The following is a 12,049-nucleotide window of genomic DNA, read 5'->3' as shown; positions in this document are numbered from 1 at the left end:
ACGGGTTCGGCCAACTGGCGAGGTCCTGTTGGCCGACCGCATATCCGCCTGAGACCCCAAAGCAACAAGAAGAGGCAAACCCTCTATGGCTTCGATTGAACGTACCGCCTATCCCCGCTTCAAGCGCAGCCCGTCGGCGCGGGAACTGGACACGCTCTACACGCCGACCGAAGACGAGTTGCAGTTCGCACGGCTCATCGCGCGCAAGGTCCAGCCACGCTTCGGCTTGCTGTTGCTGCTCAAGGCATTTCAGCGCCTGGGCTATTTTCCGGCAGTGGAGGACATTCCGGCCGCCATCGTCCAGCACGTGCGCGCCGCGGCCGGCATTGACGCCGAGACGATGCCCGCCTACACGGAGCCGCGCACCCTCTACCGGCATCACCTGGCGATCCGCGAGCGCTTGGGCGTCGCGGCCTGGGGCGAGGAGGGACTGCGGGTAGCGAGCGAAGCGATGGCGAGTGCCGCCGAGGTGATGGACAACCCGGCCGACCTCATCAACGTGGCCATCGAGGAACTGGTGCGCCAGCGCATCGAACTGCCGGCCTTCAGTACCCTCGACCGGCTCTCGCGGCGCATCCGCACCCTGGTGAACGGGCGCTTCTTCGAAGCGGTGCTGGCGCGGCTCGCCGCGGCCGAGCGCGGGCAGCTCGACGCCTTGCTGGAGGTCGGCGACAGTCCCCAGAAGAAAAGCCTGTTCTTCGCGTTGAAGCAACTTCCCAAGCGCTCCTCCCTGGAGCACCTGCAGGACTTGCTCGACCACATCGTCAAGCTGTCGAATACCGTCGGCGCCGACCACCACTTGGCCGGCATCCCCAACGCCAAGATCAAGCACTTCGCGGCGGAGGCCAAGGCGCTCGACGCTGCGGAGCTGAAGAAATTCACCCCGCCCAAGCGCTATGTCCTGGTCCTGAGCCTGATCCACCGCGCCCGCGTCCAGGCCCGCGACGACTTGGCCGACATGTTCATCAAGCGCATGAACCACATCCACCGCCGCGGCAAGGACGAACTGGAGCGGCTGCGTATCCGCTTCCGCCAGAAGACCGAGCATCTGGTGGCGACGCTGGCCGATGTCATCCAGGTGCTGGAGGCCCAGCCGGTGGACGCCGACGCTGGCCGCTCCATCCGGTCGCTGTTGTCCAACCGGGGCGGCGCCCAGGCCCTGCAGGAGGATTGCACGGCCATCAACGCCTTCGGCGGCGACAACTACTTTCCGCTCTTGTGGCGCTTCTATCGCAGCCACCGGCCGACCCTGTTCCGCATGGCGCATCTCCTGACCATGACCTCGACCAGCGAGGACCAGTCGCTGATGCAGGCGCTCGACGTGCTGCTCGCCCATGAAAACCGCAAGGGTGCCTGGATCGACGAGGCGGTAGACCTCTCCTTCACCAACGAGCGCTGGAAGCGCACCGTGCAGGTGAAGACCGACGACGGCGAACGCCTTAGCCGGCCGCACTTCGAGGTGTGCGTGTTCTCCGCGCTGGCCTCCGAAATCAAGTCGGGCGATGTCTCCATCCAGGGCTCCGAAGCCTATGCCGACTACCGCGAGCAACTGCTGTCCTGGGAGGCGTGCGAGCCGCTGGTCGCGGACTACTGCGCGCAACTGGGTTTTGCCACCGATGCCGCCGGGTTCGCTACCAGCCTGCGCGCGAGCCTGACCGAGATCGCCGCGGCCGTGGATGCCGGCTTCCCCGAGAACAAGTCGCTGGGCCTCGACGAGGCCGGCCTGCCGGTATTGAAGCGCGGCACGCCGCGGGAGCCCAAGGCGTCGGCTCGGGCGCTGGAAGCGGCGCTGCTGGAGCGCCTGCCGGAACGAAACGTCATCGACGTGCTCTGCAACGTGGCGCACTGGACGAGTTGGAACCGGCACTTCGGGCCGCTCTCCGGGTCCGACCCCAAGATCGAGAATCCCGGCGAGCGCTACATCCTGACCACCTTCACCTACGGCTGCAACCTCGGGCCGATGCAGGCGTCGCGCCATCTGCGCGGCGCGGTGACGCCCCACATGCTGTCGTTCATCAACCGCCGGCACGTGAACGCCAACAAGCTCAACGCGGCGCTGCGGGACATCATCAACCGCTACCATGGCTTTCAGTTGCCGAAGGTCTGGGGCGAGGGCAAGTCGGCGGCGGCCGACGGCACCAAGTTCGACATGTTCGACCAGAACCTCCTGGCCGAGTACCACATCCGCTACGGCGGTTATGGCGGCATCGCTTACCACCACGTCGCCGACAACTACGTGGCGCTGTTCAGCCACTTCATTCCCTGCGGCGTCTGGGAGGCGGTCTATATCATCGAGGGCCTGCTGCAGAACAAGTCGGACATCCAGCCGGACACCGTGCATGCCGACACCCAGGGGCAGTCGGCGCCGGTCTTCGCACTCGCCTATCTGCTGGGCATCAAGCTGATGCCGCGCATCCGCAACTGGCACGACCTGGTGTTCTTCCGGTCGAGCAAGGAGACGGTCTACGCGCACATCGACGCGCTCTTCAAGGACGCCATCGACTGGGACCTGATCGAGACCCACTGGAAGGACCTGCTGCGCGTGGTGCTCTCGATCAAGGCCGGCAAGATTTCGTCGTCGACGCTCCTGCGCAAACTCGGCAACTACAGCCGCAAGAACCGGCTCTACCAGGCGTTCCGGGAGTTGGGGCGGGTGGTGCGCACCGCCTTCCTGCTGGACTACATCTCGGACCTCGAACTGCGTGAGCAGATCACGGCGACCACCAACAAAGTGGAAGCCTACAACGGCTTCTCCAAGTGGCTGTTCTTCGGCGGGGAAGGGGTTATCGCCGACAACGATCCCGAGGAGCAGGAGAAAATCATCAAGTACAACGATCTCGTGGCCAATGCGATCATCTTCCACAATGTGGTGGACCAGACCCGCATCCTGCGCGACCTCAAGGCGGAAGGGTTCCCGGTAGCCCGAGAGGACGTGGCCACGCTGAGTCCCTACGTCACCAGCCACATCAAGCGCTTCGGCGATTACATCATCGACGCCGAGGCGGTGCCGGAGCCGATTGATCCGACGCTGCCGATCTGAGAAATGTCGGGCATGAGCCGGGTGGGGACGGCTCTATGTCCTGTTTTTACATGTATGTCGGCTGGACCCGAAAATGAAATTCACGGATGAGGATGACCGCATCCTTTTCCTGTGCGTCGCCCTCTGGTATGCCAGGGTTGCACTCGACTGGCTGGAGAAACGCGAAGACGAGGGGCTGCTGAGAGGCGGGGTCTCTTATCGTGAAATGACTGCACAAGCTTCCCAGCTTGGGTCATGGCAGGAACCGAACGAGCAAGCTGCAACCGAAATCCTTCCGGAAGAGTCGAGCATCGTTGACGAATTGGACGAAGAAGATCCAAGAGTGGCGAGATACCAGCGCTGGACCTACATCGACATAGATTTCGAAGACTGCCTCTAAGCCAAAACCTCCCAGGTCTTCTCCATAGCTATGTCGCACGCTTCTTGATAGGGCAAGCCCCGATTTAGACATTGGCCCCCAGGCCACGGCCATCTGTATCGTCATCCTTTTCAATCCACGCTGGAAGGATGCACGATGAACGCCCCAGAATCACGACCCGCCGGCCGCATCTGGACCTACAGTCCGACGATTGCCGAGAGCAAAGTTGCGAACATCACGCGGATTGGCACGATGGCCGGTATCTGGTTCATCGGCCTGGCTATTTCCGTCATTATCGGCACCCACATCGACAAGGTAGTCGCCGGCGCCATGATCGCTATCGCGCTCGCGGTGATCGCCAGTTGCAGCATCTGGATGGTGATCGCCGTCCGGGACGCAAGGCGTGCTATTCGGCTGGTAATTGACGGGCAACCGCTCGACAGCAAACCTATCCGCTACTGATCGCCGGATGCAATCCGGCATCATGAATATCCCTGAACTGCCCAAGGCATTCCACGCGCTCGCCACCGTACTCGCAAAAGCGACAGCGGCCGGCATGAAGATCATCGTCAATTTCGAAGGCGAGAACATGCCCCTTCGGCAAGTCGAACTGCACGATGATGGGGTACGCATCCGCTACGGCAGCTCACCACGGGGCCAGTACTCGACCGTCCTCATGCAGGTACAGCGGGTTGGCGAACATTTCTGCCTTGGCATCGATGACGATGACGAAGAATTCATTGTTTGGGCCAAGCATGCGCGCCGCATGGACGCCATACCGGCCGAGCAGCCGACGACGGATGATTACGGTTACATCGGACGTGTCTATGGGCAACTCACCGTCCTGCAAACAATGGGATGGAAGAACCGCAACCGGATGGCGCTGTGCGTCTGCACCTGCGGGGGGCTGAAGCTCGCCCGTATCTCGTCTTTGCGGCTGGGCTGGGTCATCTCCTGCGGTTGCCGGCGCGGCAAGAACACCGAACTACCGCTTGAGGCAGGTAGCACCTACGGCCATCTCACCGTAATCCGTCAAGTTGAGCGACCAGCGGACCAGACCAAGAAGGAAGGCTACTACCTGGTGCGCTGCATCTGCGGTACCGAACAAATAAGGGGGCGGGAAAACATCGTCACGCCGAAGCAACCCGATTGCGGTTGTCGGGGGCGAAGCCTGCTCGAGGGACAGCGCTTTGGAAAACTGGTCATCCTCGGCGAAACCAAGAAATCGGAACGCCAGCTGCTGGTACTGACGAGATGCGATTGCGGTACCGAAAGCTTTGCTCGCCTTGGCAGCTTGCGTAGCGGAAAGAAGAAGAGCTGCGGCTGCATGAAATCCGGACCGCGCGCCAGCCAACTGAATCAGGAACAGACATGCAAAAACGAGCCAGAGCCCTCCTGAAGGCTATTGCTACGACCGTCGTGGCCATGATGGCCGCCTACGCGGTTGCCTCGGCTGCCGGGCATCACCTGGCAGACATCGCCCGATCGTTCAAGCCAGCCGTGTCGGCACAACCCAAAGCACGCCCCCATTCGGCACCGGCCGAACGCACGGGAAGACCATAGGCCGATTTCCAAACTCCGGTTAGGATTCCGGCATTTATCCATTCCGGGAATCCGGAGCAGAACACGAAGATTCACAAGGGAGCAGCAGTACCATGAACGAGAAGACCTTCCTCAACCTGGTCACCTTCTGGCGCGATGTCGAAGCATTGAGCCCGCAGGAGATTCCAAAGAAGGCGCCCAACGATCAGAAGGAACCGGCCCGCGACTGGGGGGCGGACTCGAATCCTCCCTGGCTGGATCATGGCTTCAAGCGCCGCCCGATCTCGTCGGCACGCGCCTGGCGCCACAGCGTCTATGCCGCCACCTACGACCGCCCCCGCTTCATTGAGTTGCTCGAACAGCGCCTCGGCAAACAGCCCGATGTATTCGAGGAACGTCCGGGCGGCCAATCATGCGTGTTCTCCATTTCCGTTGATGAGAACGGTCGCCCCCTTGTTGAAACCATGATGATCAGCATGGCGGCGTGGGCCTTCGGCATCGTCGAGTCGCAAGGATTGAATGCGCTCACCAGCAACGAGGCCTGCGATACCGCGGGCCTGCACGTGCCGGCGGGCAAATTGGATGTCCTTCCATCGGATAGCGGCTTTCCGGGCTTCGACCTGCAACTGGACAGGCTGCGTGAAGAACTTGCCTGGCGGCTGGGCAATCTCCCCGATAAGCAGCCGATCGACCAGCCGTGGTTCGCCGATTTCGTGCAGTTGGTCATCGACAAGCTCAAACTCGGCAACCTGGTCGGGGCCGAACCTGTCTGCCGGATCAAGTCAGTGCAGATCTTCCGCCCGAAGAAGCAAGACAACGAACTGCGTTCGAAAGCCGACGATGATTTCCTCAACTCGTTCTTCATCAAGGATCTCAACCGCCTGATCGCCGGCAAGCTCGGGAAAGCGGGGGAGGGGCTGCGGCGCTACCTTGAACCGCCCCCGGGCATGACCAGGATCGATGTCCGGCAGGATCGCGGGCGGGCGCTCGACCTCCTGCACCCGATGAACTTCCCCGAAGGCTGCTGGCCGGCCGAACATCCCCTGGTCTGGAGCCAGCAGGTTGCCATCAACGCCATGTGGAAGGATCTCGCGCACGCCGCCGGCACTTTCGCGGTCAATGGCCCGCCCGGTACCGGAAAAACCACGCTGCTGCGTGATGTCGTCGCCGCCATCGTGGTCGACCGGGCCAAGTTGCTCGCTACCCGGGGGGCCGGCCTGCTGGGCGACAAGCGCACGCTCGATATCGGCGGCCGCACCGTCCCGTATTACGCTCTCGATCCGGCGCTCAGCGGTTTCTCCATTGTTGTCGCCTCGAGCAACAACGGCGCCGTCGAAAACGTCTCACTAGAATTGCCTCGGGAAGCTGCGATTCACGACATCTGGCACGGGGAAGTTGACGCATATCGCGACATCGCCGCCGAGCTGCTCGACGAACCGGCGTGGGCGATGATCGCCGGTCGCTTGGGCAACAAGGGCAATCGCAACGACTTCGTGAGCAAGTTCTGGTGGCAGAAGGAGGAGACGAAAGTAGAGGAAGGCAAGGAACCCGAGATCGTCAAGGTCGCAGGCCTGCGCGATCGCCTCGATGCGATCAAACAGGGCAAGGCCGCCCCCGGCATCCGGTGGTCGGAGGCTGTCGCCAAGTTCAACGAGGCGCTGGGCGCCGAGCAAGCCTGGCGCAAGCAGCTACTGAAGATGCACGCCATTCCGGCGACAATCGAAAGTCTCGGCCACGACCGCGCCAAGCTCGGTACCGAACATCTCGGTGCCATCGATGAGCAGGGCAACCTGCAGGCTCAGGTCACCAGCTTGCTCGAGCGCATCGCTCACGCCGGCACGACCATGAAGCGCCTTAACCAACGGCTGGCAACGGTCAAGGATACGAAGCCGGGCTTCCTCGAATGGCTATCGAGCCTGGGGAAATCGCACCGCGAGTGGCGGGCCGATCTGCGCCGCCTACTGGATGAAATCCGCAAGATCGAAGACGCCGAGTCCGTCCTGCAGGGGCAGTCCAAAAGTGCGAACCAATCCCTATCCAGGGCAGATGCTCGTGTTGCACAACTCAACGTGAAGCTCCGCGACCTGCATGCCAAAATCGAAGAGACCGAAGAGGCGCTAGCCAAGGTCAGGGAAATCATGGGCCAGCACTGGCCGGACCTGGCCGCCCCCGATCACGATCAGGAACGCTCAAGCCCGTGGGCACATCCATCATGGCGGGAGGCCCGGATCCGCGTCTTCGTCGCTGCCATGAACCTGCACCGGGCGTTCGTCGAAGAAAACGCCTGGAAGATGATGGCCAACCTCGGCATCGCCATGGACATGCTTGGGGGCGGAATTCCTGACCCGAAGGCGAGGGCCGTCGCGCTGGAAAGCATGGCGCTGGTCTGCCCGGTCATCTCGACCACCTTTGCCTCTGTCGCCGCACTGTTCGGCGAACTCGGGCCGGAGACGATCGGCTGGCTGCTGATCGACGAAGCCGGCCAGGCCACCCCGCAGGCTGCCGCCGGCGCGATCTGGCGCGCGCAGCGCGTCGTTGTCGTCGGTGATCCCCTGCAGCTGGAACCGGTTGTCACGCTGCCGCGCACCGTCGAGGCCTCGCTTGCCGCCTGCAATGGGGGCGTCGACAACCGTTGGCATCCATCCCGCACGTCGGTGCAGATGCTGGCCGACCAAACCACGCCGATCGGCACCACGGTAGGCGAGGGCGACGACGGTATTTGGGTCGGGGCCCCGCTGCGCGTGCATCGCCGGTGCGACGATCCGATGTTCTCGATCTCCAATGCCGTCGCCTACGACGGATTGATGGTGCATCAGAAAAAGCCGTCATCCGCCCCCTGGCCGGCCAGCGCCTGGATCGATGTGCCCAAGGCCTCGGGGAACGGCAACTGGATCCCGGCCGAAGGCGAAGCGCTGCGCGAGCTGCTGCAGGACCTGCTGAGAAATCATCAGGTGCCGGCCGACGATATCTTCCTGATTTCCCCGTTCCGGGAAGTTGTCCGGGAACTGCGCGGTATCGGCCATGATTTCAAGCTGGACTATCGGCGCGTCGGTACTGTCCATACCACTCAGGGGAAGGAAGCCGACGTCGTGATCATGGTGCTCGGGGGCGGCACCGCCGGCGCCCGCGACTGGGCGGCATCCAAACCGAACCTGCTAAATGTCGCCGCCAGTCGGGCGAAAGCACGGCTATTCGTCGTTGGCGATCGCGGTGACTGGGCCAAGCGCAGGCATTTTGACGTCATGGCCCGGGAATTACCATTACGCCAATGAAACGCCGCCTGTTACAACGATTCGAGGATTTCCTGCGCGATCTGATCGCCACACTCAGAAAGATCAGGGGAGTGCAGCCGACAATTCCGCGCTACCGGGTGCAAGAGGAAACGCAGCCGATCGATCAGCTGGTATTGACGGAGCAGATCCCAGAACGCCGGCGCCCAAACGAGGGCTTTATGGTCATGGCCTCAGAAGGTGGTCCCCGGTCTATAGGCTACGTTGCTGGCAGGATCGCGCCGTTCTCGTCGACCTGTTTTATTGAGGCGCTCTACATCGATAACCGCGCCTACCTGGGCAAAGGGCTATCGGTTCGCTTGCTTGAACGGGCGGTGGCGATCACCGGATGCCAAAACATTGTGCCGGTCGCCATTGAGGAACGGGCCGTCAGCTATTGGCAGCACCTTCGGAATCGCCCGGGTCTCAACGTTGGCGATGGGATCGACTCGAAGTGCATGAGAGAACGGCTTGAAAGCGAATTCGTCCTGGACTGGAAACAACGGAATGCGGAGTTTGATCCGACAACATTGCTCGCCGCCGAAACGACGGCATCAATCCCGAAATAATCAGCGCCGAGGCTCAATAGGGAAAACGTTCTCGATCGATTCGAAGAACTCGACGTGCCGCGAACTGAGATCGGACATTGCATCGATATTCGATTCGGGATCCCGGCAAATGGCGGCGCAGGTCGCAACCACATCGCGATAGATGGCGGCCGGGATCTTCTGTGTTCCGTTGAAATTCAGAAAATTCCGCGCCATTGCCGCCGTCAGCTTGCTGCCGCGGGGGATCATCAGGACATTCAAACCGTAGTCGTACGACATGTAGCACAGGTAATGCCAACTCGGGTCCGGCATGCCTTTGTCGGGCACCGCGTCGATGGAAAAGATCAGGTCGCCACCGTGGTTGAGTGAATCGTAGCAAGCAATCGCATGCAACGGCGTCTCGGCGATCAGGACGCAAGGGCCTTCCGCTTCCATGTATCCGTTACGATCGTCAATGCCCATGCCTACCAAGGCAAGCAGCTTGGACAGCTTGCCATCGGGAAGCTCTGCTTTCCCGCTGATCATCCACTGGATATCCTTGACCGTCACGCCGATCGCAGCGGCTACCGACTTCTGGCCGCCGGGCCAGCAATGGATCAGGCTGCAGAGAGTCTTGAATGCAAACTCGTCCAGTCCAATATCCTCAAGCTCCTCCTGAGCACCGGCAAGCGAGCGCAACAAGTGATCTTCGACCACGAGGGAGCGCTGAATACCGCGGACGGCATTGCTCTCCCAGGAATTCAGCCAGGAACCGGGCTTCCAGTCCAGTTGATCGACTTGCAATGCCAGCGGCGTTGCAAAGTGGAAAGCCTCCCAAGCTCTGGCGACTTCACGTTGCGCAGGTGTGCGCAACAGATATTCCCGGTCCCGGGGTCGGCTGGCGAACCGGTTGAGATCGTCGACCGACAAGAGGGACTCCTTCCGCCCCCAGAAGGAAAGCTCCCAAGCATCCTTCTGGCAGCTTCGAAGCGCGCCCGAGTGTGATTTGTCCTTGGTGCCCGAAAGAGTCACCGCCATCCCTTGCGAAAGCAGCTTCTGCACAATACCATCGTCGGCCTCGGCAAGGGCCCGGCTGATGCGGAGCTTGTTCGGCATCCCGCGCAACATCGGCACGCTGTTCCAGATATCGGCCAGAACATTGGAAATGGGCTGCGGCTGATCCAGGGGCGCAAAGCGCAAATGACAGCCGGGAACTCCGGGCATCGTCAGTCCATAGACGATCAACGGGGTCAGTCCATACATGCCAGCTTCAGACAGTGGCAAGGGATCAACCGGGAAAACGATGCCGTGCTTCGCGTGCAGGAAAACCTGCTTGGCGGTGGCAATATTGAAGTACTGCTCGCGTTCGACTGACATATGGCAACTCGCGTGGAAAGAGGGCGGCGACTACAGGTCCTCAGATTCGCCAATCGGCGATCCGTCGGCCTGCGAGAACAGCGCCGCAAACTCGTCAGGCTTGAATACCGCGTACTGGTGGAAGGTTTCGTTCCAGACGATCCAGTCGCCGGACTCTACAAGCACAGACCCGCATCGACCGCCGCTCAACAAGCCGTATCGAACATCATCCTCGTTGGGGAAACTCTCCCAGTTCGAGCCATTCATACCGAAAACATGCGGATGATCGCCATGCTTCATCCAGCGAGTGGCGGTCAGAGGGGTTTTGCAGATTACGTTCATGGTCTGGCGCATATTACCTCATCCTAAACAGGCAGCTGGCGCAGCAATGTGGTCGTCAGCGAGAAGCAGCCGGCAGCGTGTAGCGCATTGATCGCGGCAGCCCGCACAGCGGTCGTTTCCAGATTGTTCATCGTGCTTCGCTCAAGCCAGGTCCTTGATCTTCTTGATCGCCTCTTCCAGGCGACGAACCGGAATCACCTCCAGTCCGGGAATCGGCTGCTTGGGCGCGTTGGCTTCCGGAACGACGGCGACCGAGAAACCGAGCTTCACTGCTTCCTTGAGCCGATCCTGCCCGCGGGGGGCGGGGCGAATCTCGCCGGCGAGGCCAACTTCGCCGAACGCCACCATCTTTTCCGGCAGCGGGCGGTTGGTCAGCGAGGAAATGATCGCCAGCAGGACGGCTAAGTCAGCGGCCGGCTCGCCGATCTTCACGCCCCCGACCGCATTGACGAATACATCCTGGTCGAAGCACGCGATGCTGCCGTGCCGATGCAGGACGGCCAGCAACATCGCGAGGCGCTGCGCCTCAAGGCCAACGGTCAGCCGGCGCGGATTGCCGTGGGCGCTGTCCACCAACGCCTGGATCTCGACCAAGAGTGGGCGGGTGCCTTCCTGGGTCACCATGACGCAGGACCCGGCCACCATCTGGCTGTGCTGGGAGAGAAAGAGGGCGGAAGGGTTGTTCACGCCCTTCAGTCCGCGTTCGGTCATGGCGAAGACGCCAAGCTCGTTGACCGCGCCAAAGCGGTTCTTGAAGGCACGGATCAGGCGGAAACTCGAATGCGGATCACCCTCGAAGTAGAGAACGGTATCGACGATATGCTCAAGCACCCGCGGGCCGGCGAGGGCGCCTTCCTTCGTGACGTGTCCGACCAGGATGATGGTCGTCCCCGTTTGCTTGGCCAGGCGCGTCAGCTGAGCCGCGCATTCGCGCACCTGGGCAACCGACCCCGGGGCGCTGGAAAGCTGATCCGACCAGAGGGTCTGGATGGAGTCGATGACGGCAACCTGCGGTTTCTCCGCTTGCAGGGTGCCGAGAATCTTTTCGAGGTTGATTTCGGTCAGCAAGTTGACGCGATCAGTATCCAGCGAGAGCCGGCGTGCGCGCAGCGCCACCTGCTCGGCAGATTCCTCGCCGCTGACGTAGAGAACCTTGCTGGAAAGGGAAAGCGACGACAAGGCCTGCAACAGCAACGTGCTCTTGCCGATACCGGGATCGCCCCCGATGAGAACCACGCCGCCGGCGACGAGCCCGCCCCCGAGAGGGCGATCAAATTCCGGAATGCCCGTTGGCACGCGCTCGCATTCCTTTGCCTCGATCTCGGAGAGCGTACGCAACTTGGCGGAACCCGGTGCAAGGGATTCGAAGCGGCTATTGGGCGTCGCCTTCTCGGCGACTGCCTCGACCAAGGTATTCCACTCGTTGCAGCCAGGACATTGGCCTTGCCATTTGGGGCTGGTTGCGCCACATTCGGTACAGCTGTAAATCAGTTTCGCTTTGGACATTTGGGCTGCTCAACTCAAGTGATAGTGTGATCAGCATCCCATAGTCGACGTGTTTTTCAAGATGGTACTAGCCAATTGAATACACAAGGATTATCCTGAAATTGATCAA

Annotated in this window: 9 protein-coding genes; 6 read left to right on the top strand and 3 right to left on the bottom strand. The window is 61.5% G+C overall.

All coding sequences use genetic code 11. The annotated features are described in order from the left end of the window. Positions 1-85: 85 nt before the first annotated feature. The 6 genes from AC07TV_RS19300 (at position 86) to AC07TV_RS19275 (ending at position 8,778) form a co-directional block, all read left to right on the top strand. Positions 86-3,040 carry a Tn3 family transposase gene (locus AC07TV_RS19300; RefSeq protein WP_494650000.1) on the top strand — a complete coding sequence of 985 codons (2,955 nt, stop codon included), beginning with the start codon at positions 86-88 and terminating at the stop codon, positions 3,038-3,040. Between the two features lie 73 nt (positions 3,041-3,113). Further along, positions 3,114-3,419: a hypothetical protein gene (locus AC07TV_RS19295; RefSeq protein ID WP_494649999.1), complete on the top strand. Its 306-nt coding sequence runs from the start codon at positions 3,114-3,116 to the stop codon at positions 3,417-3,419. 135 nt (positions 3,420-3,554) lie between these two features. Next, positions 3,555-3,860 (top strand): hypothetical protein, encoded by a 306-nt coding sequence (locus tag AC07TV_RS19290; RefSeq protein ID WP_494649998.1) that lies wholly within the window; start codon positions 3,555-3,557, stop codon positions 3,858-3,860. Between the two features lie 22 nt (positions 3,861-3,882). Beyond that, a complete protein-coding gene (locus tag AC07TV_RS19285) occupies positions 3,883-4,797 on the top strand; it encodes a hypothetical protein (protein ID WP_494649997.1) in 915 nt (304 codons plus the stop codon). Positions 4,798-5,053: 256 nt separating this feature from the next. Next, positions 5,054-8,212, top strand: a complete 3,159-nt coding sequence (locus tag AC07TV_RS19280) for a DEAD/DEAH box helicase (RefSeq protein ID WP_494649996.1) — start codon at positions 5,054-5,056, stop codon at positions 8,210-8,212. Continuing rightward, positions 8,209-8,778: a GNAT family N-acetyltransferase gene (locus AC07TV_RS19275; RefSeq protein ID WP_494649995.1), complete on the top strand. Its 570-nt coding sequence runs from the start codon at positions 8,209-8,211 to the stop codon at positions 8,776-8,778. The genes AC07TV_RS19280 and AC07TV_RS19275 overlap by 4 nt, the downstream gene beginning before the upstream one ends. Here the strand turns inward: AC07TV_RS19275 and AC07TV_RS19270 are convergent, their stop codons facing one another. From AC07TV_RS19270 to radA, 3 genes are all read right to left on the bottom strand, one after another. Then, positions 8,779-10,113, bottom strand: a complete 1,335-nt coding sequence (locus AC07TV_RS19270; protein WP_494649994.1) for a hypothetical protein — start codon at positions 10,111-10,113, stop codon at positions 8,779-8,781. 30 nt (positions 10,114-10,143) lie between these two features. Then, the gene (locus AC07TV_RS19265; RefSeq protein ID WP_494649993.1) at positions 10,144-10,446 is read right to left on the bottom strand and encodes a hypothetical protein; all 303 of its coding nucleotides are present in this window, start codon (positions 10,444-10,446) and stop codon (positions 10,144-10,146) included. A 129-nt stretch (positions 10,447-10,575) separates the two neighbouring features. After that, positions 10,576-11,940 (bottom strand): DNA repair protein RadA, encoded by a 1,365-nt coding sequence (radA, locus tag AC07TV_RS19260; protein WP_494649992.1) that lies wholly within the window; start codon positions 11,938-11,940, stop codon positions 10,576-10,578. Positions 11,941-12,049 lie beyond the last annotated feature (109 nt).

The organism is Azonexus sp. GW821-FHT04F04, from assembly GCF_059420025.1.
Note: the sequence above shows the minus strand (reverse complement) of the source record. Positions and strands in the feature narration are given on the sequence as shown.

Excerpts from the sequence above, each read along its gene's own strand:
- AC07TV_RS19270 (WP_494649994.1), bottom strand. The coding sequence starts at position 10,113 with ATGTCAGTCGAACGCGAGCAGTACTTCAATATTGCCACCGCCAAGCAG.
- AC07TV_RS19275 (WP_494649995.1), top strand. The coding sequence starts at position 8,209 with ATGAAACGCCGCCTGTTACAACGATTCGAGGATTTCCTGCGCGATCTG.
- AC07TV_RS19280 (WP_494649996.1), top strand. The coding sequence starts at position 5,054 with ATGAACGAGAAGACCTTCCTCAACCTGGTCACCTTCTGGCGCGATGTC.
- AC07TV_RS19295 (WP_494649999.1), top strand. The coding sequence starts at position 3,114 with ATGAAATTCACGGATGAGGATGACCGCATCCTTTTCCTGTGCGTCGCC.
- AC07TV_RS19300 (WP_494650000.1), top strand. The coding sequence starts at position 86 with ATGGCTTCGATTGAACGTACCGCCTATCCCCGCTTCAAGCGCAGCCCG.
- AC07TV_RS19285 (WP_494649997.1), top strand. The coding sequence starts at position 3,883 with ATGAATATCCCTGAACTGCCCAAGGCATTCCACGCGCTCGCCACCGTA.
- radA (WP_494649992.1), bottom strand. The coding sequence starts at position 11,940 with ATGTCCAAAGCGAAACTGATTTACAGCTGTACCGAATGTGGCGCAACC.
- AC07TV_RS19290 (WP_494649998.1), top strand. The coding sequence starts at position 3,555 with ATGAACGCCCCAGAATCACGACCCGCCGGCCGCATCTGGACCTACAGT.
- AC07TV_RS19265 (WP_494649993.1), bottom strand. The coding sequence starts at position 10,446 with ATGCGCCAGACCATGAACGTAATCTGCAAAACCCCTCTGACCGCCACT.